Raw genomic sequence first — 25042 nt, forward strand, 5'->3', positions numbered from 1 at the left:
AGGGGAATACTGCAGGAGAAATATGACAGTGAAATGACAGTACCCCACGGGCACCATCAATCACACGCTTAGCTATGTTCGAGAACCTTAATCACACGGCACGGTTCTATCTGCCGCCCAATGGCGCAGTTGGTCAATTTGGTGATCCATAACAACCGACAGCGGCTGCGTTTTACGCAAGGCATCGATCAACAACGCTTGGTTTAAGGGTGAATATTGGGCATGAGCGGAGTAATAGGCAGACACCACCGCTTGCTCAATTTCAGCACCGGAGAAACCTTCGCTACACGCCACAAGACGAGAAAAATCAAACTGGGTAGGATCTAGCTTCAAGCGTTTAAGGTGAATATCAAAGATAGAAAAGCGCACCTGCTCGTTAGGTAGATCGACAAAAAAGATTTCATCAAAGCGGCCTTTACGTACCAGCTCAGGAGGGAGCGCTTTAATATCATTGGCTGTTGCAACCAAAAACACGGCGGCTTTCTTTTCTGCCATCCATGTAAGTAATGTACCCAGTACACGCTTAGCGGGGCCGCTATCATCACTGCCACTGACAATACCCTTTTCAATCTCATCCAACCACAGAACACAGGGCGACATCACCTCAGCAGTTTTTAGGGCATCTCGCAGGTTTTTTTCGGTTTCACCGTAGTACTTATCGTACAAGCTACCAAAATCCATACGCAATAAAGGCACTTGCCAAGCACCGGCCACGGCTTTTGCCGCTAGGCTCTTTCCGCAGCCTTGCACACCTAACAACAGTACCCCTTTAGGTGTAGGTAAATGGGAATGGTAGCCACTTTCGGTAAAAAAAGGTTGACGCTCGTTTAGCCACTGCTTAAGGCGCGTAAAACCTGCAATATCCGAAAATTTAGCCGTATCGTACTCAAAATGCAGATTGCCATCGTCACTTAGCAGTTGGTACTTAGCCTGAGTCACTGCCGGTATATCACTTTGGGTTATCGCCCCATCATCATAGATCGCATTACGCGCTAAACGCTGGGCATCGGTGCGGCTAACCCCTACCAAATGATTAACCAACATACCTAAGGTTTCGGGATCAGTTTGTACTTTTTTACCTGACTCCCGCGCCCATTGCCGCGCCTCTTCACGAACAATCTGCTCCAGTTCCACCCGATCTGGCAAAGAGAGATCCAGCTTCGCTGTTAGCTTTCGAATCTCCACCGGAATAGCTAACTCATGACTGATCATAATCACCGTATGGCCTAACTGGTCCGCACTTAACGCGATATCCTTAAGCAAACGCACATGCATTGGATCATCCATAAAGGGGTGAAAATCCGCAAGAATATACACACCCGGCACACGAACCGATTTGATATGCGCCAGTGCATCCGCAGGCTTAGCAAATAATTTTTGAGGCGCCATTTGCTGGTCAACCCGCTCGAACCCCTCGGTCAGACTCCACTTGAATATCGGACGCTGCAACACCTGCCGCATACCCGTAACCATAGCGACGGCCTGATTCTCCTCGTGAGTCTCAATAACAATCAGTGGTATACGCGAACGGATCAAAACTTCCAGTTGATGCTGGCTCATACTGCTCCCATTTGGATACAAAAACTAACTGTTTTATTCTAGCAGGAAGGCGGCAAAAGGCCTTATGGATGCGGCATTAATCATCGTCTTGCATGGGGATTGAGTACTTGCCAGAGTCGAGACCTGCTAGCCTCTCAGAGATATAAGATTTTTCTACACTCGTTAAGACGATCGAGTCGTTGTCAGGGCAAAATATGTGCTCATCGTTATAGCCATCAAACTTTATCTTCCCGAGAATGTGACCACTACCATTTATACAATCCAGCTCTTGCTGGATCGGACAGAACAACACCACCTGAAGTCTCCTATTTAATTTCTTCCAGTCGATAATTTAGCGTGTTAGTTAATAAGAAATAAGCTTCCTAGGCAACAACAAAGCCCCAGAAAACCAGCCTAAAAACTCAAATACGATACTCAACCTTATACCCCACCCTTAGACTTTAGAGATTTTATTTCTATATTTCTTATCGATTGGTCTATCTATGAAAAAATAAATCATAAAAGAAACAACAATGGTTAGTAAAAAAGCTACAACTCCTTTATCAAGATCGAAAACATTAATTTTTGCAGATACCGCTATCACTAACATGTGACTTATATAAATGGGATAAGCAATCTGCCCGATCAAGTTATCTATCTTAATATTCTTAGAGAATATAAAAATAAAAGGGGTAGCCAAAAAAACTAAAATAAAGAAAAACCAAGACCCCATTTGATCTAAATCAGGATAAACCCAATATCGAGCATCTGCCATAAAATAGATTAAGAATACCAAAAGAAACAAACCCACTTTATCCGAGAACTGCCATCTTTTAACATATCCGTAAATATTATAAGAAACAGCACCCATTATAAAAAAAACAAAAACTGAAGGAAAATAAAAATACCTCCAAGGTACTAGCTCACTTCCTGACCAATATATTGAGAAACGTAGCAACAAAAAAAGACCTAAAACAATTAAAATTTCTTTTAGAGGCCTTATAACCAAAAATGGAGCCAAAATATAGAAATATGCTTCGATACTTAGGGACCATATAGGTCCAATCACATAATACCAATTAGATGTATCATTGAACCCTATAAGTTCAGACCCAAAAAATAGAAAATTAGAAAATATAGAAAACACACCTAACCAATATTTCTCCTGAAAATCCCCTATAATGAAAGACTGCACCCCAGTAAATAGAAATAGAAAGATATAGCAAACCAACACAAACCAGTGCGCAGGATAAAGCCTCAAAGCACGATTATAGTAAAATCGTTTAACTCCTTTGTCTAACAGATTGTATTTTTCATTAATAATCAAAGAAACATAAAAACCAGAAATAATAAAAAAAGCAAATACAGCATGACCTGACCAAACTTTTACTGGAAAGTTATCTCTATTAATAATAGTTTCAACACCTAAATCGGGCATATGGCTTAATAACACAGAAATAGCCAATATCAATCTAATCAATCCCATACTATACCTAACAACATCTAAAAGGGTGGAAAATCCACCCTATATTATATCTTAATTTTTATATATGTTAAAAGTTTTCATTTTTACCGTCGACTTCCCAGCGCCATAAATCTCTATTCCAAAATAGAAACTAACTTCTCCATTAGCTAAGTCATTAGAGTCAAAAGACTTAACACTAGACCAATCAACGTTACCATATTGATTTATCGGTTTATGTGCCCAATTATAGTCCCTAAAAATTCGACTAACCGGAATATTAAAAGATTGATAGCCTGCACCAGCCACAAGAGATGGCTGTGGGTAAATAGGAAGGTTAGCGACATTGTAGTACACTAACTCAGAGGTAGCATGATCTTTGTTGAAATGTCCCGTTCCATCAAGTCCAACGAAACGATGGTCATATCTATTCTGGGTGTCACAAACACTTCCCAAACCCAATCCTGCAGGATATGCAGAACTGATACCATACGCAGGGATCGTATTCAGTAAAGGCCTCCAAGCGTACGGGTGCGACGGGTTATTATTAATATTTACGTTGTGGCATCGATCAAAACCAGGGGTACGCATTAAATTAAATTCAACAAAATGAGACTTCCCCCCCCATTGCGCTACTGCCCCAAGAATAACTCGCACTTCTGCATTTCCTACCCACGCTGGACTAGGTAATACGGTCCGTTGAACCGACTCTAAGTCAACCTCCAAATAGACATTTACATCTTCAGCCAGTGTAAAAACGGGTTTCTGAGCCAAATTTCTTGCATAAGCTGTTTCACCTAAAAAGATACCAGAGTAACCAGTACGAATATCCCGCCCTTGATTGTCTCGATAGTGAGGGTAGCTTATCTTATCCAACACAAGCCTAGCCTCGTACACACCACTAAAGTCGGTTCTGGGTATGAAACTAACATCCATAACTGGGTCCAGTAACCTGATATCGGTGTTTGTTCCCCCGCTAAAATCAGCATATTCATGCGTACCGCCAATAGACCAACGCGGATAACCACCCGTGTTATAGTTTATTTGGCACTGACCATGCCTAACTTCGCCCTCCCAAGATTCAGAGTAACAATTACTACTAATCCAAGGCGCAAACCCTAAAGGTGTGGAAGCACTGGCTAAAAATGAGGTAAGCGATAAAGGCAATACAGCCCCTAGAACAATTTTCCCAATCATTTCTACACTCCTTGTGTTACATATGAAATATTAATTTATGCATGTGACAAAGAGGACAGTAGCAACTAGCTACTAACCTTGTAAACCGATTTTATGGCTGAAGATAATTCACAATTCAATTCACATAAGTAGGAAAATAATACGATCTTTAAGCAAAATTGCGAGAGTATAGCAAATGCAACCTTGTTGAACACCGATAGCGGGATCCAAACACGTTAAGACCAAAGGCTGTGGAGCTAATCCAACAGCCTCAACGGCTCGTTAAACAACATGCGCTAGCTAATCACTTTGCTCGCTCAGTAAGGCTGAACCAATTACCGGAGTTATCTACCCCTAACGCTTCAATACCGTAAAATTGTTCAGTGGGAGGGTGTGTAAACTCAACTCCTTTTGCGACAAGTTCCTCGTAGGTTTTTTGGCAATTGTCTGTTTCAAAAACGCCGGCTCCAAAAGCGCCATCCGCAACTAAAGCGCGTATCTTTTCAGCAGCATCTTTGGTAAACATTGGCCCCTCTTTTGGTTCAGCCAAGACTAGTTCAAGGTCAGGCTGGGCTTTTGCGAATACCGTTAGCCATCGAAAGCCTCCATCTACCGTAAAATCTGATCCTACTTCGAAGCCTAACTTATCCCTGTAGAACTCGAGAGCTTCATCTTGGTTCAGAACATAAACCGTAACATGAGCTATTGACTGTATCATTTGAATATCCTGTTATGAGAGTGTTATCGCATTTTATCCAAAGTGAGCCACTACACCTTATTCAATATTGCTCTTGTCAATTTTCTCCCCGAAAAGATGATGTGCATAGCACAAAGGAACTGATTGAACTGGATAAGTAAGGGGATCCTTAACCAACGCCCATAATTTGGAGCGGTATTGTGTAGGAGACATACCCGTTTTCTTGCGAAACAAGAAAGAAAAACTACCGACACTCGTGTACCCAACCGCTTCACAAATGTCGTTAATACTCAGCTTGCTAGTTACTAATAGCCTCTTTGCCTGCTCAATCCTCATTTTTGAAATGTAATGGTAGGGTGATTCACCATACACCTCAGAAAAAACCCGGCAAAAGTGATATTTTGACATGCATGCGTAATTTGCCACTTCGTCTAAGTCGAAATGACCAGCATAGTGTTTGGTCAAGTAATCTCGACCGAGGCAAACTTTTCTATATTGGGAATATTTAATCACGATGAATATCAAGGTTGGTAGAAGCGAGTGATTATAGCCGTACCGGAATCATTAACTACATCACCGAAAACGGCTTTAGGAATATGACTCGTAGCGATCTCTTCTATATCTAAGCTAGTCGAAGGATAGCCATAATTAACTACGAAGTACCCTTCCTTGGTAAGTTCAGCGCCTAATTTACCCATAGAACGCTCTGTACGTGCCATACCGTGTAACAACACGACGCACTCTTGAGCTAAAAGCTGTAACACCCCGTAAGAAAAGCAGGGTTGCGAGTAGGAATCTTTTCATTAGCTATTATTTGGATGCAGAGAAACAAGGAGTTTTATCTTGTCTTGTTTCTCCACAGAAGCAGCATTGATCTTTGGTGATATAGCTTCATTACTGTATTCTCGAAGTTCTTGACCCGTATGCAATGCTTCAAAATTGTTAAGTAGTTCCAGCAAATTGATTCTTTTGATAAAACGGTTCCAGCTCATTCGGCTGCCAATTAGGATAATCTATTTCATCGGTACAGCTCATAATTTTACGAATGCTTTCAAAAGCACTTTCAGAGTTGTTGACGTCTAGCACGTGTAAAGAAAATGGAGGCTGGGGATAAATACCCAATACGTCTCCATACATTCCTTCCGCAATAACACCATCGTCTTTAGGAGAAATTATTAAGGATTCCCCTGCCGATTTTGCTAGATGAAAGTTAAACATGTGTGCTCCTCCTTTCGCTAACCGGTACCCACATGTTTCATTAGGCTTGTTAATGAAAGCGTTCCAGTTTTCTGGCATAGAGCACGCAACAAAACACATCTTAGGAGTTAGAGGGTAAAATAAGCATGTATCTGGTAGCTCAATAAACCCAGTTTGCAGCACCGGGTTATCACTTCTTACAAAAAAATCGTCTTCATGCGCCAAAAGCAAACACCAATCTCTATTAGCTACGAAGTTAAGATCTAAACAATCCTTGCAGCCAATGCGACAATGCTTTGGCTCTTCCGTAATGCCAAAAATATCCCTCGCTTTATTCTCATACCTCACATAGGTTGGCGTACGAACCAACTGAGACAATATAAATTGTGACCATATAATACGCTCGTTACCAGATAGTTCATCGCAGCTGACAATTTTTTCGTATATCGGGCTAGCTAAAGTTTCTAGCTCTCGATCCAATGATTTTTCTACAGCCCAAGAGTACAGGCCACGCTTTCTACCCCATTGCTTCCAACCCTTGTGAGATTTCTTAATCTCTCCGCTATACGAGCAATGAAAATACGAAGTGTAGCCCCCACTATCAGCCCACGCCTTATTTGCAAATTTCGGAGAGTAGTGCGATAAAGGTTGTTTAGCCAAGTATTAACTCCATTTATTCATTAGCTGCTTAACAACTTAGTATACGGACTTCACCTATTGGCGCCACAGGAACTCTGCCCGTAACTGACTTACCAATCTAACTATCTTTCAACCTTTCCCCAAACCAGTTTTTACTGATAGCTGCCATACAATATATGGCTAATGTATATATCAGTGCAAAAAAACCGGCATCTATGTGCCGGTTTTTCTATCAGGTTTGCTTATTAAGCATCCAGTTCTAATGTAGATAGCGTGTATTCCCTCACGCGCTTAAGCAGTGCGTCATCATCGGTTAACGATTCGCCGTATGATGGCACCATCGCTTTGATTTTCTGTTGCCATTCTGGGGTCGCCAGTCTATCGGCAAAGCAACGCTCTACGATGTTGATCATGGTATTAACTGCGGTTGATGCACCCGGTGATGCACCTAACAGGGCTGCTAATGTTCCATCGGCTGAGGCAATCACTTCTGTACCAAACTCCAGCTTGCCGCCTTTTACTGGGTCTTTTTTGATAATTTGTACGCGTTGCCCGGCATAAGCGAGTTCCCAGTCTTCATTCTTAGCGTCTGGGAAGAAGTTGCGTAGGGAGTCTACACGGGCTTCATGGGACTGCATCACTTCGCTGATCAGGTAGCGGGTCAGGTCCATGTTGTTTTTACCCACAGACAACATCGATTTGATGTTGTTAGCGCGTACACTCATTGGCAAGTCTAGGATAGAGCCTTGTTTTAGGAATTTTGTGGTAAATCCTGCAAACGGCCCAAACAGTAGCGCTTTTTCACCATTGATGATGCGGGTATCCAAGTGAGGAACCGACATCGGTGGCGCACCAATCGGCGCTTGGCCGTAAACTTTCGCTAAGTGCTGATTAACGATTTCGGGCTTTTTACAGACAAGCCACTGGCCGCTCACTGGGAACCCGCCGTAACCATCCCCTTCAGGAATATCAGATAACTGCAATAGCGGAAGCGCCCCACCACCTGCTCCCAAAAAGACAAAGCGGGAGATGATAGTTTGTGTTTTGCCTGTTTTCTCGTTTTTCAGCTCTACGCGCCATTGGCCGTCGTCCTGTTTTGTCAGGTCACGCACGGTGGAGCTAAGCAGTAGTTCAAAGTTATCCTGCTTGTCTAGGTAGTTCGCCATATTGCGGGCTAGGGAGCCGAAATCAACATCAGAGCCATAACGAACACGCGTACCTGCAATTTTTTGCATAGGATCACGGTTGGCTAATACCAACGGCATCCATTCGCGCAGTACGTCTGGGTCTTCGCTGTATTCCATATCTGCAAACTGTGCAGATTGGCTGAGTGCTTCGTAGCGCTTGCGTAAGAAAGTTACGTTCTCTTCACCCCATACAAAGCTTTGGTGTGGCGTGGGGTTAATGAAGTTTTTAGGAGAAGGCAATGCCCCCTCGGCAACAAGGTAAGACCAGAATTGCAAGCTCACTTCAAATGCAGCATTGATCGCAAACGCTTTGGTCGTGTCAATTGAACCATCCGGTTTTACGGGTGTGTAGTTCAATTCGCAATATGCGGCGTGTCCTGTGCCTGCATTATTCCATCCATCTGTACTTTCGTGTGCAACCTGATCAAGTCGCTCAACCATTACGATATTAATGGATGGATCGAGCTGCTTTAGGAGCATGCCTAAAGTCGTGCTCATGGCTCCCGCCCCAACTAACAATACATCTGCCGATTTCGCCGTCATCTGATCTTCACCATCTCTTATGTAAATATGGGATCCGAAAATCACACTCGCTAGCCCTGATATAGATTAGGTATTTCCCATCAATATCGCACTGCAACGCAACTTTTGGTTGTGGTGCAAACCGAGTGCCTGCCCCAGCATTTTCGTACTGACTCGTAAGCATATGAATGTGACAATTTGTCGCTCATATGGGGCAATTGGCACAGAATTATACGGATTTTGCCGGAAATGTCTTGAAGATTTCCGTCTTAAGTACTGAGCAATTCGTAGTATAGGATAACCCAACTTAAACTGTGGGCATTTATCTATCGCTAAAGCTAACTGTTTAAAATCGCTTAGTTTTTCATCAATATGTTACACGCCTGCTATTTCGGCTTTGAACTTGTTTCCGCATAGGATGTCTACAGCTTTATCCACAGTCATTGTGGATGATATGGCCCATAGGTTTGGGCTATCTGTCTTATAAATTAATCCCATTGGAATTACCGTCAATAATGCGGTTTTATAGTTGTATTACAGAGGAGATTACTATGGAACGTGTCACTATTTTCGGTAGACAAGGTTGCGGTTTTTGCACACGCGCAAAAGAGCTGTGTGAGATCAAAGGGTTTAATTTTCGCTATATTGATATTCATGAAGAGGGAATCAGTAAAGCTGATCTCGAAAAAACAGTGGGTAAACCTGTTGAGACGGTACCCCAGATTTTTATCGGCCAAACCCACATTGGGGGGTACACCGAATTTGCACAAAAAGTTGCAGAAATGAGCTAGCTACGTCTAAAGTAAAGGTAGATGCCAAAAACGCATGAGGAATGAAAGATGATGATACTGTTTACATTGATATTAGTCGCCGCAATAGCCTTTTTTGGCAGGACGCTGATTAACCAGCATCATCAGGAAAAGATGCAGCCGTTGCGCATTCGCACTCAAGATAAGCCTCAACGCAGACGCGGCCGCTAGGCCATCCGCTTTAACGCTTGCGGGTGCTCTTTACTTTAAGATGCACCCCATATCCTTTCTGCTAAACCGCTCATTCTTAGTGTTGGTTTTTGGGTAGCAGATTCCAGTGTTTTTATCGCACCATAGAGAATGCATTTTTTCTTGGCTCGCGTAATACCCGTGTAGACCAGTTCGCGGCTGTTCACGCGGTTGTCTTCCCCTAAAACTAACAAGACTTGATCAAATTCAGAGCCTTGGCTTTTGTGAACCGTCATAGCAAAAACCGTTTCATGACTGGGCAAACGACTGGTTGAGAAACTAGCAAGCTTGCCCCCTAAATCGAACCAAACTTTAAAGCGTCCCGTGATTTTATCCAGTAGCGTAATCCCAATATCGCCGTTATACAGCCCTAAACTGGCATCATTACGGGTAATCATAACCGGCCTGCCTGCATACCAACGGCCATTCATGCTCACGTTGTGTTTCGTCACTAAGGCTTTTTCAAATAAAGGATTAAGCGTTTCGACGCCCAAGACTCCCCTTCTCTGGCCGCATAGCACCTGAAACGTACCAAATAGCTTTAGCAGCTCGGCAGGTTCCTGATGTTGTTCAACAGCCTGCACGTAGGGAGCATAACGCTTAAGCATTTCTGCTATAAGGCGCTCATTATCCGATGTTGGCGCGGGGATAATCTCCAAATCTTGATAACCATGGTTGAGCACCTCTCTTACGGCTTTGATCTCTCCTGAGTTGACCCCTTTTGCCAAAGCGCCGATACCGCTATCTTCGCAGAAGCGATAGCTTTTTTTGAGAAACGCTACCGAAGGTGCAAACGTGCGCTCTGCGGGATCATCAGGGATGGCACATAAATCCCCCAATACACTGCCCGCTTCAACAGAGGCTAGTTGTTGGCGATCACCAATTAACACCAGCCGAGCGCTTTGTGGCAATGCCGACAGGAGTGCAGCCATTAAAGGCAGGTCCACCATGGAGGCTTCATCAACCACTAGCAGATCAACGTGTAGAGGGTTCTCTGCACTGTAACGATAGCCATGTTCAGCCGGTCTTGCTCCAAGCAAACGATGCAGGGTTGTCCCCTGTTCAGGTAGCCCGGCGAGAATATCATCACTCAGATTCAGCCCATGTTTAGCTGTGGCGATTGATTCAGAAAGTCTGGCAGCCGCTTTGCCTGTAGGGGCCGCTAAACGAATCACCGGTTGGTTATGCGGCGACAAGCGCTGTTGTAACAATAGATAGATCGCCAGCATTTTGGTTACGGTTGTGGTTTTTCCGGTGCCCGGCCCACCGCTAATGATGGCAACTTTACGCTGTACCGCTGTTGCCGCGGCCACACGCTGCCAATCGGTTTCGTGCTGATTGACACCAAACAGGTCATTTAAAGCGTCATCTAAAAACGCGTGATCAGTCGCAACCGGTAAGCTACGCGCCAGTAATGTTTGGGCAACTTGGCACTCATGTAGCCAATAGCGATAAAGGTATAAACGACCTTTATCAAGTACTAAAGGAGTGAGTTTTGACCCATCCCCCAGCAGTGACTGATCAACTAACGCTGCGATCATTTCGGGTTGGCTCGCCGATTCCATCTGCACCTTGAGCGATATGGGCCATTCAGAAAATAGCTCATCAAGATGTGCCAAGTGGATACAGATATGCCCCTCACCGGATTGCTGGCTAACCAATGCAGCCAGCACTTCAAGCGTTTCGCTGGTGCAACCTTGTTCTCTCAGCCAAACGGCAAAATAGTAATCGACCCGTCGAATCAGCCCTTGCTCATAAAGCTGCTCTACCCTAGTCATAGCGAGCCCTCAAAAAACAAGTGATCTAGCTGCTCGATAAAATGCAAATCTGGGCGTGTATAAAAGACTCCGTGCTCAGGCTCCTCTGTTTGCATTCCCCGAAGAAAGAGGTAAAACACGCCGCCAACGTGCTCTTCGTAGTCGTAGTCTGGCAAGCGGTTTCTCAGGAAACGATGCAGCGCTAATGTGTATAGTTGGTATTGCAGGTCGTAACGATGATCGATCATCGCCTCTTCCATCGCAGACTGGTGATAGTCAGCTGGGCTGCTTCCTAAATAGTTAGATTTATAATCAATAACATAGTAGCGCCCCTGGTATCGAATAATCAGATCGATATAGCCTTTGAGCATCCCTTGCACCTGATCAAATATCAGCTCACCAGCGCGGGAAGATAGTGGGTCAGACGCTCGAATCAGTTGGTTCAACGGTTCAGCTGCCAAGTGTTTAAACGGTAGGATAAACTCCATTTCGACCAAACGCGCCTGTAAGTCGATATCCATTAATCGACAACCTGCTGGCGTGAGCGGAATCGTCAGCATCTGAGTGAAATAAGCTTGCAACACATCGGCCCATGACTCATCAAAACCACTCAGTTGAAGGTGGTGCTCTAAGACTGCCCTTAAGGCTTCAGGCTCAAGCTGGCTAAAATCGATATTTTCCAGAATGGTATGCAAAAATGTCCCCGCAACCGCACCTTTGGGGAAGGTAAAAATACTCGGAGATGGTTCTTCTAGTGGCGGCGCTTCCTGTTGAGGTTCATCCATTACTTCTAAATCCAGATTCATAGCGGTAATCGGCTCTACCGAATGAAAGCGGCTGAGTGAAGAGTAACTGGTCACTCGCCAGTCCCGCTCTATCTGGCCAGTAAAGGCTCTGGCACCTTGTTGACCTGACTCGGATAAAGGCTGGGATTCATCTATCTGGTCAAACAACCCCAGTGTATCGTTAGTGGTTTCCGGTTCTGGCAGCGGCAACACGACAGCTTCAGGGCAAGATTGAGCAAAGTGCTCCACCACCTCAGGAAATGGCATCTCTTTATCCTGTTGTAAGAGATAGCCTATCGCACTCTCATGGGTCATCCCCTGTTTGCCACGATAGCGAATATCCGCCATCCCCATAAAACAGGCGTGTACAGCTCGAGTTACCGCCACGTAGAGCAGGCGTAGATCTTCGGCTAAGCGCTCTTTCTTCGCCTGTGCTTTAACATTATCGTCCGGTTGATGATTAAGAATCACCTGGCCTTGCTCATCATGGTATAGGGATGAGGTTGTCTCGCGATATCGACAGATAAAGGGCAGATAAACCAAGCCATACTCTAAGCCTTTAGATTTATGGATCGTGATTACCGTGACACGGGAGCGGTCACTCTCTAGCCTCATCTGTTGCTCATCAGCGTTTTGATTTGGGTTGGCGATATGTTCTGCCAACCATCGAATAATTCCAGAGAGACCTTCGGTTTCTTGGCTGGCTTGCTGTAAGAGCTCCCCCAAATGCAGCAGGTCTGTCAGTGATCGTTCTCCACCTTGAAGCGCTACTAAACCTTTTGCTAAGCCTCGATGTGCAATTAAGTTATGCAGCATCGGTAACACACCTAAGCGTAGCCAAAGGTCGCGGTAGTGCTGAAACTCCTCCACCAGCATTTCCCACTTGAGTTCGTTTTGGCAAAGTTGATCCAGCGCTTGCAGATCCAATTGGAAAATCTGAGTAGCGATAGCCGTTCGCATGGATCGCTCATCGGTTGGCTCTGCAATAGCGGTTAACAGGTAGAGTAGTTCTTTAGCTTCTCGTGTGGTGAACACACTATCTCGGTTTGATAAAAACACCGACGCCACGCCGCACCCTTGCAGCGCCTGCTGTACTTCACGCGCTTCTTTTCTATCCCTTACCAGCACAGCAATATCTGAGGGCTCTACGGAGCGATCACCGATCTGCCATACGGTATCCTTGAGCACCTGCGCAATATGTAAGGCGCAACGGCTGGCAAAACGTTTTAAGTAATCACCGGAGGAGATAAGCTCTGGCTCTAGCCAACAGGTTAAAGGCGCTTGGGGCTGGCCGTGTAACGTAAAGGGAGTGCTATCCGCTTTTGGCGAGGCAGATACCGGCTGGAACGGAATATCCTGATCGTACAGAAAGGGGCTATCGGCATAACTAAACAGGTGGTTAACCGCATTGACCATCGCGGATGAGGAGCGCCAGTTAGTCTCGAGCGTATAATGCGCACTCACCTGCTGACGCGCACGCATGTAGGTAAAAATATCCGCACCCCGAAACGCATAAATCGACTGTTTAGGGTCACCGATCATCAACAGAGCGGTGGACTCATCGGGGTAGATACGGCTAAAGATGTCGTACTGTAATGGGTCTGTATCCTGAAACTCATCGATCATGGCAACTGGATATTGCTGGCGAATCACCGTCGCCAGTGTTTCACCTCCGGTACCACGCAACGCCACTGCTAAGCGAGAGAGCAGATCATCAAAGGTCATTAGCTGCTGGCGCTGTTTTTCAGCTAGCAGGCGCTGCCTTATTTCGGTTAATCCGCGAGATAACAAAACCTCTTTGACCGGCACAGCTAAATCAAACAACGCATCGGCGGCCGTAAATACCGGATGTTCAGGCGGTGAGTCTTTGGGTGTTTTTTCGGCCAAAACACTCGCACGAAAGTGTGCCAGCTTATCCCAAGGCACGCTGCTGTCTGTGCTCTCACAAAAGCCTGTGACAATCGTTAACCAGTTAGGCAGGTTGCGCGTGCTGTAACTGCGCTTATTAACTCCAGATTGCTCGATAATGCGGCTAAGATCGCTTACCGATTCGAGCCATTGTGCTTTAAATGCAGCAACAGCCTGCTTAAATTTTTGCCACTCTGTTGGTAAGTCAACAGCGCTTAAGTCAGGTTGCTGAACCAGGGACTCCATCCCTAAAAAGCTACGCAACTCAGCCAGTAACTTTTCGGGTGTACCAAAGTGCCCTAACATCTCCATCGCCAGATCATCGCTTGCCAGATAGAAGGTCTCGCGCCAATAATCCAGCAACGCTTGGCGTACCAGCGGCAAGTCGTCTGTGGTTAGGGTTTGCGTAAAAGATGCGCCGCTTTCAAAGGCATGTTGGCGTAACATGCGCTGACAAAAACCATGGATGGTAAAAATAGCAGCCTGATCCATCTCAGAAGCGGCTAGTTCTAACAATCGAGCCTGTGCTGCAAAATCGGTGGATTCAGCCAGTAATTGCGACAGTATAGGGTCGCTACTTTCCCCTTCAAGGTACGCCTGCCTTGCCTCTCTGATTCTGGAACGAATACGATCTCGTAGCTCCTGTGTCGCCGCCTCCGTAAAGGTAACCACCAGAATCTCATCAACACCTAAGGGACGATTCAACTCACCCTTACCCAAGCCCAACAACAGACGTAAATATAAAGCTGCTAGCGTAAAGGTTTTACCGGTGCCAGCGCTTGCTTCAATCAGACATTGGCCACGTATAGGGAGCGTGACGGGGTCAAGCAGATTTACTGTCATGGATCTCTTCCAGATAATCCAGCATTGGCATAAACAGCCGCTGGGTTAAATCAAGCAAGCCCGGCTCAATCAGGTGCCATTCTGGGTAGACCCTAGCGACATACAGATTGTGCTGATCGCCACCGCGTTCATCCTCAAAACGCTTTTGTGCATTCACAAGGGCTTTTTCAGGGTCGCTGGCGCTTTTATCTAACCAGAGCCAAGCAGGGTCGGCCAACCAGTTCAGAGGGTAGCTCATACCACGCCAATAAGTATCAACCAACGCCAAGAGTTGCTGTCGCGCTTCAGTCGCCGGTATCGCCCGAAAGGCAAACGCCTCACTTAAGCCTCGATAGAGTGTTCTTTCTTGATAACCTGCAGCACAGCAGGCCAAGTGCTGTACCCACGTTGTAAAACGATGCCGCCCCGATACTTTAGCAACGTCATAACGCAAGAAGCCACCTGCATAACGTTGCCCTACCCACCCTTCTAATAGATGCTCACCGAGCTGAACTCGAATCTCTTCACGCTGCGCCTCACCTTCCATTAGAGGCTGGAGTTTTTCATAGAGCGTTTCAATATCGTGGATACGCCGCTTTAAGATAAGATCCCCCGCTTTACCCACCGGCAGATTTCCCGAGGCTCTTAGGAAATCACTGTATGCCTTAAGCGAGCGGCCCTGAACAACGGTGGAGAGCAGCCCTTTACGCAGTGCATAATCGTCTAGAGGGTCGATAGCGAAGGGCTCTTCATCCTCTAAGGGAGACTCTTCGTCACGAAACCATACCTGCATCCGCTTCTGGAAAAAGTACTGAATAGGGTGGCGGTAAAACGACATCAAGGAAGCCAGTTCCAACGTCTTCACATCTGAAGATTGATCAGGTAAAGCACCGGTTATAAACGTCGCGGTTAGCTCTTGCCCACTGTAAGTATCAGAGAAATCCCACAGCGGGTTATAACTGAAGAGTGGATCATCCACCTCACTAAAATAGCGCGTACTGTAAGGCGTTAAAGGGTGCTCCGTCGTCAAATAGTCTGAGAGTGGTTGCTCAACACCCGCCAAGCGATAAGCTTGGTCGATATACTCTAGCACTTCACTGACCAGCACGGATGGTATACGTGGGCTGTTATCCGCTATCGAGCGCCCTACATAGCTGATATAAAGCGTTTGCCTTGCCGATAACAGCGCTTCCAAAAAGAGATAGCGGTCATCATCGCGACGGGAGCGATCTCCCTTACTTGGGAACTTAGCCATTAAATCAAAGCCCACAGGCGGTAACGAACGTGGATAAGCGCCATCATTCATGCCCAGCAAACATACCACTTTAAAGGGTATCGAACGCATAGGCATAAGGGTACAAAAGTTTATCTGTCCAGACAGAAAGCGCTGAGATGAGCGCTGCGTGGTGAGCGACTCTTTCAGAAAATCTTGCAAAATAGCCACATCAAAGGGCTGTTCGAAGCCAACTTCCTGGTGGGTTGTTTTAACCGTTTCTAGTGTTTGGTAAATCAGCTCTATCGCTTCATGGTCTTGTTCATCTGGCTCGTAAAAGTCATGGATAACTTGCTGTATCAACACTAGCCAAGCGGTAAGCGTTTTTTCACCTTTTAGGGCGGCGCTTAAGCTTTCTGCCGTTCGCACAAACGCGGTGAGTTCACCGAGTGCTGCTGAAGATAGCCCCGTAAGCCCCGGATAAGGCGCTACCTGATGCCAGGTATCTTCGACAGCTCCCATCGCATAGCCACTAAAGAGTCGATCCAACCCTGACTGCCAACTATTTTCCTCAAAAGGTACACTGCCAGCCTCTGCTCGATGCTGGCGGTTCAATCCCCAATGAATCCCGCTATCTTTGACCCAGCGACGGATATTATCCAGATCCTCCTGTGCTAGACCAAACCGCCGTAAGGTAGCAGGTAGCTCCAACAAGCTTAAACACTGCGACACGGTAAAGCGGCTTTTATCCAGCGTCATTAACTGTAAAAAGCTCTTAAGAAGTGGAATCTCTTGGTCGGCACTCCTGTCCGAAATCGCGTAAGGCAGGTATCTTTCTGCCTGAGCATTACCAAATACCGCATCGATATAAGGCGCATACCCTGCAACATCTGGCATCATTACAATGATGTCACGGGGTTTTAGGGCGGGGTCACGCTCAAAATAGGCGAGTAACTGATCATGGAGAATTTCCACTTCCCGAAGCGGGCTATATGCGCTATGGACCGCGATACTTTGCTCAGGCTCCTGAATCATTAAAGGCGATGCTTGATCACGCCCCCCGCGCGTTTCAAGCTCCAAAATATCCGATTGGAAAGCCGCTAGCAGCGATTCGTAATTGGCATCCGAGAATACCCCCACTTCAGGTAGCGACATCTCCTGAATGAGGTGCAGATAATCACGGCCGAGCTTCCCCATAGAGGCCAATAAAGGATGACCACTATCGTGCAGGTAATCCTCTGGCGCTTCGCCTTTTGATAACCACATGCGGTTCAGGCGTGCGATATAAGCGGGATCAACAATATCACCCCAATAGTGGCGACATGGATTCGCCACCATCAGATGCACCTCGGTTTTCTCCCCAAGAGCAACTAGGGCTTGCAGGTAGTTTTCGGGCAATGCAGATATGCCAAAGACGAACAGCCGCCTCGGGATACCTGTTAACTCACCCGATTGTTTGCGCAATGCAGTGATAAAGGTTTCATACATATTGGCGCGGTGCCAATGGGGTAAGCCCCGCGCCTGTGTATCTGCGACAATAGCGCGCCATAAGGTTGGCTGCCAAAGATGCTCATCATCCGTCACGGGGGTATCTTCACCCCGCTCCCACGCCGCAATCCAGTCGGGACGGTACACCAAATACTGATCGAACAGATCTGCAATGCGACCACACAAGAGGTATAAGCTGAGCGCATCGGTTTGTAAATCTAGATAATTGAGCAGTACTTTGAAGCGAGGGTCGGTCAAATGCCGAGGTAACAGCCCCATCAGCACCCATGTCATGGAGGATTTTTGATACGCAGAGCGTTCTGGCACATCCTCTAAGGCCGCCACAAAGGCCCGCCATAGGAAACTTGCAGGTAGCGGAAACTCGATATTAGCCGCAATACCCGAACGCGCCGCCAGCTCTAATTTGAGCCATTGCGCCATACCTGGGCTTTGCACGAGAATCTGTTCTTGGGTAAATGGGTCCTCTAACGGGTCTCGATGGATCATCTCCACCAGCACGTCCCTTAGAGTATCGAGTTGGTTAGCGTGATATACCTTCAGCATGCCTGTGTCCGCATTGGGGTATGTTATGTTGAGGAGTCTTCACCTTGGTGTTGGGCATCAACCTCTCCCGTTTGAAAGCAAAAACCTTCGGCCTCATCCCAGTAATCTTTTCCCTGCTCAACCCGAACAACACCGGCAAAACGCTCTTTCAGGTACTCAACCGCATCTTCAAGTGTGTCGATATCGCACAGCATGACACCGCCTCGTTCATTGTCAGTTGAAAACAGAAAACTTTTCACGTGCTACTCCCGATTAGGCATTTCTTTACTCGCCAACATATTACTGGAAGTCAGGGTTTCCAGCCATTGATAAATAATTGTTTTATGTGCGAATATGGCTGTAATTCCACCTGTTTACTGGGATACAGGATGTAGATATGCAGCACTCTCTCGCGACGTTAACCACTCTGGTTCAGGAAATTTCTGGCGCTGAAAACGCCATGCAAGCGATGAAGGCCATCGTGGCGAGGTTAAGCTTGCTGATGGAGGTGCCTGTTTGCAGCCTTTATCTCAAATCCCCTTCCCGATCGAAATTAATACTTGCAGCGACCCAGGGGTTAGCAGAGTCATCGGTAGGTAAAATCCGCTTGGCACTTGATGAAGGCTTGGTGGGTACTATTGCAGCCACTAAACACCCTTTAAATTTGGCTGATGCGCCAACCCATGACAAATTTGCCTTTTTCCCGCAAGCCCATGAGGAACCGTACCACCAATTTCTTGGCGTCCCGTTAATTCACCTTCGCCAACTGACAGGTGTATTGGTTGTACAAGGAAAAGCGAAAAAGCCGTTTTCTCAAGAAGCCGAAGCTTTTCTTGTCACTATTGCGTCACAGCTTGCGGCAACGCTCTCCAATATTCAAAAGTCAGGGGAATGGATACCTAGCCGAAAGCCCCGCAACCCTTATAAGCGTTTTAATGGTGTTATCAGCTCCTCTGGCGTTGGAATAGGTACACTCACTTCCATACAAACGCAGGTTAATCTCGACAAAGAGCCTGTAAAAAAAGGGGAAGGCATAAACGAAGAAACCCTGCGCTTTATGTCTGCTTTAGAGAAAGTAGGTGACGATCTAGACCGAGGTGCCAGCCGAATCGAGAAAGACCTCCCAGAGGATATCGTTTCGTTGTTTTCCGTCTACCGTATGATGCTCGACAGCCCTGAGCTTAAAGAGGGGGTGCTCGATTGGATTCAGCAAGGCCGCAGTGCTCACTGGTCGGTACGCCAAACCGCGTTAGACCTTGCCGCTGTCTTTGAACAAGCAGACGACCCCTACATGAAAGCCCGCGGCGAAGATGTGCGCAATATCGCCATTAAACTGCTGACGCAAATGGCCAAGCGGGTCAAAAGTACTTTGCCGGATAAAAAGACCCCTATTATCCTAGCAGGCCACCTTATCAGTATCGCCGACCTATCTGAGTACAGCACCTCTCAGATCCAGGGGATTATTTGTACCTCAGGATCGGCATTATCACACACATCCATTGTAGCCAACGCGCTAGGTATTCCGGCGGTAATGGGGGTGTCGGATCTTGATATTGACCGGTACCTACAACTACCTGTGGTGTTGGATGGTAATCGTGGCGAAGTGATCATCTCCCCGCCGGCCGCCATGCTAAAAGAGTATCGCCAGCTGCAACGAAATGAGCAGAAGTTCACGAAATCACTTGCCGACCTGAAAGACCAACCCGCTGTCACGCAAGATGGCTTCCATGTAACGCTGCTAACAAATACAGGCTTGCTGGCGGATGTATCGCCGGGCTTATTAAATGGTGCAGAAGGTATTGGGTTATACCGTTCTGAAATCCCTTTTCTTATCCATGATAACTTCCCAACAGAAGAGGAGCAGTATCAAGTCTATAAAGAGGTTATTGACGCCTACAGTCCACGCCCCGTAGCGATGCGAACGCTGGATATCGGCGGCGATAAGCAGCTCCCCTACTTTGAATTTAAAGAAGAGAACCCTTACTTAGGTTGGCGGGGTGTGCGTTTCACGCTGGATAATACCGCCCTACTAGTGACACAGATCCGTGCAATGATTCGCGCAGGCCATGGTCGGGAAAACTTACAAATTCTGATACCCATGGTTAGCCGCATTGATGAAATCAAATCGATCAAAGAGGTGATTGAACAATCCATTGCCGAACTACAAAAAGAGGGCAAGCAGACCAGTATTCCTAAACTGGGCATTATGATCGAGGTGCCATCGGCCATGCTGTTACTCGATAAAATGGCACCTTACATTGACTTCGTATCAATCGGCTCAAATGACCTGACTCAGTATCTGCTCGCCGTAGATCGAAACAATCCCAAAGTTTCCCGGTTGTTTGATAACCTGCACCCTGCGGTTCTAAGTGCATTACAAATCATCAGAGAAAAGTGCTCACAGTTTAATCTGCCAGTCTCACTATGTGGCGAAATGGCATCTGACCCTGCCTCAGTTCTGTTACTGATTGCCATGGGGTATGACAGGTTAAGTTTGAGCGCCCATCGTATTCCGAAAATCAAATGGCTTATCCGTCAAACCAAACGAGAAGATATGCTCCGTCTACTGCAAAAAGCGAACGAAGCAGAGGACGAAGCAGAGATTAGAAAAATGCTGAACCGTAAGCTCAAAGCCTTGGGTTTATAAGTCAACGATTATGCTCGCTTTACAGCCTGTAGTTTCGCCGAAAAGACCAACACGGTCAGCATTGCCCACAACACCACGGGAACCATGAGCCAATTCATGGTTTCCCAACCAAAACTCACCTCAAGCCACCCCGAGCTTAAGGCCGATAGAGTCACCATTCCAAACACTAAAAACTCATTGGTTGCTTGAGTTTTTGCTCGCTCCGATTCGGTATAGGCTCCTGTGACCAAGCTGGTAGCGCTGATAAACATAAAATTCCAACCTAAGCCCAGAAGGAACAAAGCACTCCAAAAATGCCATTCGCTCTGACCATTTAAATTCACAGCGATGCATAACAACATCAACGCACCACCCAGCTGCATCATAAAGGTCGTTCCAAAACGCTGAATTAACCGGCCAGTAAAGAATGATGGCAAAAACATTCCTAATACATGCCACTCAATTACCCAAGCCGTTTGCGGAAAAGAGAAACCACATCGAGCCATTGCGAGCGGGGTTGCTGTCATCAGCAGGTTCATGACCGCATAACTCACCATCCCAACCACAACCGCCACAATAAAGATGGGCTGCGAAACGATCTCTAAAAGGCTACGCTGAATACCCTCAGCCTCCGTTAACACCTGTGGTTTAGGGATCTTTACACCCGTCAGTAGCAACAACGCCAACACATAGAGCCCCACCAGCCCAAGGAATGACCCCACAAACATCTGATCACTGACCCAGTAGCGGCTCTCAACCGCCAAGGCAGGGCCAACCACAGCCGCTAACACCCCACCTAACATCACTAATGAGATCGCCCGGTTCTTTTCTTCTGGTGGACAAGCCTCTACCGCAGCAAACCGATAAAGCGTACCGAACCCAATCCCCACACCGAGCAACAAGGTGCCAAAACAAAACAGTGGAAACATCTGATAGACCAATGCCAGCGCAGAGATAAGCGCTCCAATAATTCCGACGGAGTTACCAAGATAAAAACCATTGCGTCGGCCTATCCGCTGCATAATGAGCGATGCGGGAATGGTCGCCAACATTAAACCTACAAATTGCATGGCAATCGGCAATGTAATCAGCGCAGGTGTCGGTGAAAGAGACTTCCCAATTAAGCCATTAACAGCTATCAACAAGACATTGCCCGTTCCGAGTAAGGCCTGACAAAGTGAGAGAAGAATCACACTGCGGTTCATAACAAATCCCTGCAACCAAAAAAGATCACAGTATGAACATCAAAACAGCGCTACACAATCTAAACGTTATAAAGCTATAACCGCGACTACCTCATCGCGATAAGCTCACTTGAGGATTAGCTAATAAGATATGAATAGAGTCTCGAAAAGCACGCCAAGAGTTCCGGCTCTCCTGTTCATCGTGTATATACTGATGGATAGCTAAGCCATAAACCTGTGTGCAGAGAACCTGCACAACGGCATCTAACTTATCCTGAGATAGCTTGCGTCCCAGAAAAGCATGGAGGTTTTCTCGAAGATAGATCCGTAACTGCTCAAAAAAACGCTTCATCTCTTGGCGATAAATCTGCTCAAACATCGCAATCGCCAAAAAACTGTATAACGCTTTTACTTGAGAAGGGTTACCCGTAAAGGCACGGAAAACATTGCGCTCTAAATGTTCCAGCAGGTGTTCAACGCTGATAGCAGGCTCTAGCGTCATCTGCTCCAGCATCTCATCAATCAGTAGATGTAAGGCAGCTTTTGCCACCTCATCCATCTGCTTAAAGTGATGATATAAACCACCTTTAGATATTCCAGCTCGTTTGATTAGGTTAGCCGCCGTCAGGCCAGACATGCCCTGCTCAGACACCAGCAGGAGAGCCGTGCGCACAATCAATTGCTTTGTTTTTCCGGCATCTTCTCTTGAACTCATACGAAATCCGAAATAACCCTATAAAGCTAGCTAGATTAAATTGCTGCGCTAATTTACCCTAGCCCAGTTCCTCCTTCCGTTGATTTAAGTCAACGTCTAGATAGCACGCTGCAATATTTTTTTACCTTTTTAACGCCCTCTTCATACGCAGATTTTAAAAACGGGTGTTACACTGAATCTATTCAGCGTCACTAAGTTGGGTGAAAAGAGAAGTATTTATGAATTTAGAAGAACTATTTGTCATAGTCATCGAGCCATCTAAAGTACAAAGAACCATTATCACGAACCATCTTCGTGATCTCGGGATTGGAACAATAGATGAATATGACACCGGGAAAGCTGCGTTAGAGGCGATGCACCTGCAAATCCCTGATATTGTTCTATCCTCCATGCATCTGCCCGATATGACGGGGACAGAAGTTGTAGAAACGATGCGCCAAGACCCTGAGCTTGAGAACATCACTTTTTTGCTGGTTTCATCAGAAACGCACTATCGCTATTTAGAGCCGATTCGACAAGCCGGTGCTATCGCTATTCTGCCCAAGCCTTTTAGCGTGCAAGATCTCAGTCGAGCACTACAGAGCACGTTGCACTACATATCAGATGCAGTCGAAGAACATACCACTGAAGAGTTCGAAAACCTACGTGTACTCCTTGTTGATGACAGCAAACTATCTCGAAAATACCTTCACCAAGTGCTCGAAAATATCGGTATTCAAGTCATCACCGAAGCTGAAGATGGTGCACAAGCCCTTGAGACTCTTAAAGATAATGCTTTTGACCTCATCATCTCTGACTACAACATGCCGAACATTGATGGCCGGGAAATGGTTGAACACATTCGCACCCATAGTGAACAACCCACCATCCCTGTCATGATGGTTACATCAGAACAAAACCAAAACCAGCTAGCCGCTATCCAAAGTGCAGGCGTGTCTGCCTTGTGTGCAAAACCGCTATCCTATGATGTAATGAAGCATATTATTGAACAGTTAGTGTTTGATCACGAATTATGATCAAACACCCATACCTCTTTCTATGGGCATTACACAATGAGCGATAAGCAGAAACCGACCCTCAACTCACTAACCCCAGATGAGCAACGCGTCATTTTACACAAAGGGACGGAATACCCCTTCACTGGCGAGTTCAATGACTTTAATGAGAACGGCACCTTTATCTGCAAGCAGTGTGACGCCCCTTTATATCGCTCTACCGATAAGTTTTCGGCAGGATGTGGCTGGCCCAGCTTTGATGATGAGATCGAAGGAGCTGTCACTCGCGTCCCTGATGCCGATGGCCGCCGAACAGAAATCGTCTGTACCCAATGCGGCGGACACTTAGGTCATGTTTTTGAAGGTGAGGAAATAACGCCCAAAAACACACGTCACTGTGTTAACTCGATATCGTTAAAGTTTATTAAAAAGGGTTAGTTTGTACGGCGACCGGACGGTCATGGAATTGGTAGGACTAACCAGATTCGAACTGGTGACCTCTACCATGTCAAGGTAGCGCTCTAACCAACTGAGCTATAGTCCTAAAGTGCGACGCATTATACAGCCTTCATCAATCTGTTCAATACCCAAACCCATAGAATTTTGTTTGATTGATAGATATTCTCAAAAGGCTTCATGCCTCCCTTGTTAATCAATCAGATTAGTCAGAATCCATTACGCTCAGTCTGGAAATACCCTATGTGGATACCACCCCATTAGCTGCACTGATTACTTGCTCAACACAACATCGTGCATTAGAGCAGTCTGATGGGTCTATAGCGTATGAAGATCTTTGCTTTACGAAGGTGTACATCTGTCCTCAAAAAAGAAAAAGCAGGAGCTGCTAAAAATAAGAGCCCTATCTTAAGGTCATTTTTTTTGTCATAAAATGACAATTCATAGAACAAACCATGCATTAGATTAAGGAGATAATAAATAAAACCATAAGGCTGAACCTAAAATGGTCTACGTAAAAAAAGTAAGCTTATCAATAAGGCTATCGAGTCTTTTTTTTATATTTTTACCTCATTATGCAATTTCATCTCAACCTCTTTATGAACAAAGGTGCACTTCCTGTCACTCAGCCAAAGCCGAAGGTAGTGAGGCCAGCCAGGCGCCTGCTATAGCCGGGCTAGATAAGTCTTATATTGTCAGGCAACTAAATAACTTCAAGCATGGCATTAGAGGGCATAAAAATGATGACAGTTATGCTCAAGCAATGAGTAGCATTGCACAAACTATTTCTGAAAGTGAGATTAGATCACTGGCTCAGTATATTCAGTCAATACCTATAAATAATCTTATCCAAGAAAATAGACCAATTAGTCTTAGAGGTCGCGGCTTATATTCAGGATGCTCAAGCTGTCACGGGCCTAATGGGGAGGGTAATAAAAATTTAGATACACCCAGGATTTCTAATCAGCATATATGGTACCTAAAGAAACAATTGGAGAAATTTAGATCGGATTTAAGAGGCACAGATAATAAAGATTATTTTGGCATTCAAATGAATTCAATGGCAAAAGATATAAAAGGACAAGACGACATAGAAACGCTCGTCAACTATATATCTTCCTTAGGTAAGTAAG

General features: G+C 46.0%; 21 protein-coding genes and 1 tRNA gene. 6 read left to right on the forward strand and 16 right to left on the reverse strand.

Annotated features, from left to right (window positions below; translation table 11 throughout):
* Positions 1-87: 87 nt before the first annotated feature.
* The 9 genes from F0U83_RS11020 to mqo form a co-directional block, all read right to left on the reverse strand.
* A complete protein-coding gene (locus F0U83_RS11020) occupies positions 88-1560 on the reverse strand; it encodes an AAA family ATPase (RefSeq protein WP_138987490.1) in 1473 nt (490 codons plus the stop codon).
* Positions 1561-1636: 76 nt separating this feature from the next.
* Positions 1637-1855 carry a hypothetical protein gene (locus tag F0U83_RS11025; protein WP_138987489.1) on the reverse strand — a complete coding sequence of 73 codons (219 nt, stop codon included), beginning with the start codon at positions 1853-1855 and terminating at the stop codon, positions 1637-1639.
* 138 nt (positions 1856-1993) lie between these two features.
* On the reverse strand, positions 1994-3025 hold the full coding sequence (locus tag F0U83_RS11030) for an acyltransferase family protein (RefSeq protein ID WP_138987488.1): 1032 nt from the start codon (positions 3023-3025) through the stop codon (positions 1994-1996).
* A gap of 51 nt (positions 3026-3076) precedes the next feature.
* Positions 3077-4198 carry a hypothetical protein gene (locus F0U83_RS11035; protein WP_138987487.1) on the reverse strand — a complete coding sequence of 374 codons (1122 nt, stop codon included), beginning with the start codon at positions 4196-4198 and terminating at the stop codon, positions 3077-3079.
* Between the two features lie 283 nt (positions 4199-4481).
* Positions 4482-4895 (reverse strand): VOC family protein, encoded by a 414-nt coding sequence (locus tag F0U83_RS11040; RefSeq protein WP_138987486.1) that lies wholly within the window; start codon positions 4893-4895, stop codon positions 4482-4484.
* 57 nt (positions 4896-4952) lie between these two features.
* Entirely contained in the window at positions 4953-5387 is a 435-nt protein-coding gene (locus F0U83_RS17430) for a helix-turn-helix domain-containing protein (RefSeq protein WP_420813330.1), read from the reverse strand.
* An 8-nt stretch (positions 5388-5395) separates the two neighbouring features.
* The gene (locus tag F0U83_RS11050; RefSeq protein ID WP_138987484.1) at positions 5396-5608 is read right to left on the reverse strand and encodes an esterase/lipase family protein; all 213 of its coding nucleotides are present in this window, start codon (positions 5606-5608) and stop codon (positions 5396-5398) included.
* A 208-nt stretch (positions 5609-5816) separates the two neighbouring features.
* Entirely contained in the window at positions 5817-6731 is a 915-nt protein-coding gene (locus F0U83_RS11055) for a DUF4238 domain-containing protein (protein WP_138987483.1), read from the reverse strand.
* 224 nt (positions 6732-6955) lie between these two features.
* A complete protein-coding gene (gene mqo / locus F0U83_RS11060; RefSeq protein WP_338036374.1) occupies positions 6956-8485 on the reverse strand; it encodes a malate dehydrogenase (quinone) in 1530 nt (509 codons plus the stop codon).
* A gap of 485 nt (positions 8486-8970) precedes the next feature.
* Here mqo and F0U83_RS11065 point away from each other — a divergent pair, with 485 nt between their 5' ends.
* Positions 8971-9210, forward strand: a complete 240-nt coding sequence (locus tag F0U83_RS11065) for a GrxA family glutaredoxin (protein WP_138987481.1) — start codon at positions 8971-8973, stop codon at positions 9208-9210.
* A gap of 48 nt (positions 9211-9258) precedes the next feature.
* A complete protein-coding gene (locus tag F0U83_RS16970; RefSeq protein ID WP_170221798.1) occupies positions 9259-9399 on the forward strand; it encodes a hypothetical protein in 141 nt (46 codons plus the stop codon).
* 35 nt (positions 9400-9434) lie between these two features.
* On the opposite strand, the gene recD is transcribed toward F0U83_RS16970, so the two are convergent.
* The 4 genes from recD to F0U83_RS11085 are packed head-to-tail and all read right to left on the reverse strand — an operon-like array spanning position 9435 to position 18193.
* Positions 9435-11195, reverse strand: coding sequence for an exodeoxyribonuclease V subunit alpha (gene recD / locus F0U83_RS11070; protein ID WP_138987480.1), 1761 nt, complete (start codon positions 11193-11195; stop codon positions 9435-9437).
* Positions 11192-14710, reverse strand: coding sequence for an exodeoxyribonuclease V subunit beta (gene recB, locus F0U83_RS11075; RefSeq protein ID WP_138987479.1), 3519 nt, complete (start codon positions 14708-14710; stop codon positions 11192-11194). The genes recD and recB overlap by 4 nt, the downstream gene beginning before the upstream one ends.
* Positions 14691-17954 carry an exodeoxyribonuclease V subunit gamma gene (gene recC, locus F0U83_RS11080; protein ID WP_138987478.1) on the reverse strand — a complete coding sequence of 1088 codons (3264 nt, stop codon included), beginning with the start codon at positions 17952-17954 and terminating at the stop codon, positions 14691-14693. The genes recB and recC overlap by 20 nt, the downstream gene beginning before the upstream one ends.
* 23 nt (positions 17955-17977) lie before the next feature.
* On the reverse strand, positions 17978-18193 hold the full coding sequence (locus F0U83_RS11085; RefSeq protein ID WP_138987477.1) for a hypothetical protein: 216 nt from the start codon (positions 18191-18193) through the stop codon (positions 17978-17980).
* A gap of 137 nt (positions 18194-18330) precedes the next feature.
* Here F0U83_RS11085 and ptsP point away from each other — a divergent pair, with 137 nt between their 5' ends.
* Positions 18331-20580 (forward strand): phosphoenolpyruvate--protein phosphotransferase, encoded by a 2250-nt coding sequence (ptsP, locus tag F0U83_RS11090; RefSeq protein WP_138987476.1) that lies wholly within the window; start codon positions 18331-18333, stop codon positions 20578-20580.
* 8 nt (positions 20581-20588) lie between these two features.
* On the opposite strand, the gene F0U83_RS11095 is transcribed toward ptsP, so the two are convergent.
* Complete coding sequence (locus tag F0U83_RS11095; protein WP_138987475.1) at positions 20589-21764, reverse strand: MFS transporter; 1176 nt, start codon at positions 21762-21764, stop codon at positions 20589-20591.
* Between the two features lie 91 nt (positions 21765-21855).
* Positions 21856-22458, reverse strand: a complete 603-nt coding sequence (locus F0U83_RS11100; protein ID WP_138987474.1) for a TetR/AcrR family transcriptional regulator — start codon at positions 22456-22458, stop codon at positions 21856-21858.
* Positions 22459-22676: 218 nt separating this feature from the next.
* On the opposite strand from F0U83_RS11100, the gene F0U83_RS11105 reads away from it, so the two are divergent.
* Together F0U83_RS11105 and F0U83_RS11110 are read left to right on the forward strand one after the other, a co-directional pair.
* Positions 22677-23474 (forward strand): response regulator, encoded by a 798-nt coding sequence (locus tag F0U83_RS11105; RefSeq protein ID WP_138987473.1) that lies wholly within the window; start codon positions 22677-22679, stop codon positions 23472-23474.
* A 36-nt stretch (positions 23475-23510) separates the two neighbouring features.
* A complete protein-coding gene (locus tag F0U83_RS11110; RefSeq protein WP_138987472.1) occupies positions 23511-23891 on the forward strand; it encodes a methionine-R-sulfoxide reductase in 381 nt (126 codons plus the stop codon).
* A gap of 29 nt (positions 23892-23920) precedes the next feature.
* Here F0U83_RS11110 and F0U83_RS11115 read toward each other — a convergent pair.
* A tRNA-Val gene (locus F0U83_RS11115) sits at positions 23921-23997 on the reverse strand.
* 417 nt (positions 23998-24414) lie between these two features.
* On the opposite strand from F0U83_RS11115, the gene F0U83_RS11120 reads away from it, so the two are divergent.
* A complete protein-coding gene (locus F0U83_RS11120) occupies positions 24415-25041 on the forward strand; it encodes a c-type cytochrome (protein ID WP_138987471.1) in 627 nt (208 codons plus the stop codon).
* Position 25042 lies beyond the last annotated feature (1 nt).

Origin of the sequence: Neptunomonas concharum (assembly GCF_008630635.1) — a bacterium.
Classification (GTDB): Bacteria; Pseudomonadota; Gammaproteobacteria; order Pseudomonadales; family Balneatricaceae; genus Neptunomonas; species Neptunomonas concharum.

Coding starts and splice junctions, on each gene's coding strand:
- F0U83_RS11020 (WP_138987490.1), bottom strand. CDS start 1,560: ATGAGCCAGCATCAACTGGAAGTTTTGATCCGTTCGCGTATACCACTG.
- F0U83_RS11030 (WP_138987488.1), bottom strand. CDS start 3,025: ATGGGATTGATTAGATTGATATTGGCTATTTCTGTGTTATTAAGCCAT.
- F0U83_RS11035 (WP_138987487.1), bottom strand. CDS start 4,198: ATGATTGGGAAAATTGTTCTAGGGGCTGTATTGCCTTTATCGCTTACC.
- F0U83_RS11040 (WP_138987486.1), bottom strand. CDS start 4,895: ATGATACAGTCAATAGCTCATGTTACGGTTTATGTTCTGAACCAAGAT.
- F0U83_RS11065 (WP_138987481.1), top strand. CDS start 8,971: ATGGAACGTGTCACTATTTTCGGTAGACAAGGTTGCGGTTTTTGCACA.
- F0U83_RS16970 (WP_170221798.1), top strand. CDS start 9,259: ATGATGATACTGTTTACATTGATATTAGTCGCCGCAATAGCCTTTTTT.
- recD (WP_138987480.1), bottom strand. CDS start 11,195: ATGACTAGGGTAGAGCAGCTTTATGAGCAAGGGCTGATTCGACGGGTC.
- recB (WP_138987479.1), bottom strand. CDS start 14,710: ATGACAGTAAATCTGCTTGACCCCGTCACGCTCCCTATACGTGGCCAA.
- recC (WP_138987478.1), bottom strand. CDS start 17,954: ATGCTGAAGGTATATCACGCTAACCAACTCGATACTCTAAGGGACGTG.
- ptsP (WP_138987476.1), top strand. CDS start 18,331: ATGCAGCACTCTCTCGCGACGTTAACCACTCTGGTTCAGGAAATTTCT.
- F0U83_RS11095 (WP_138987475.1), bottom strand. CDS start 21,764: ATGAACCGCAGTGTGATTCTTCTCTCACTTTGTCAGGCCTTACTCGGA.
- F0U83_RS11100 (WP_138987474.1), bottom strand. CDS start 22,458: ATGAGTTCAAGAGAAGATGCCGGAAAAACAAAGCAATTGATTGTGCGC.
- F0U83_RS11105 (WP_138987473.1), top strand. CDS start 22,677: ATGAATTTAGAAGAACTATTTGTCATAGTCATCGAGCCATCTAAAGTA.
- F0U83_RS11110 (WP_138987472.1), top strand. CDS start 23,511: ATGAGCGATAAGCAGAAACCGACCCTCAACTCACTAACCCCAGATGAG.
- F0U83_RS11120 (WP_138987471.1), top strand. CDS start 24,415: ATGGTCTACGTAAAAAAAGTAAGCTTATCAATAAGGCTATCGAGTCTT.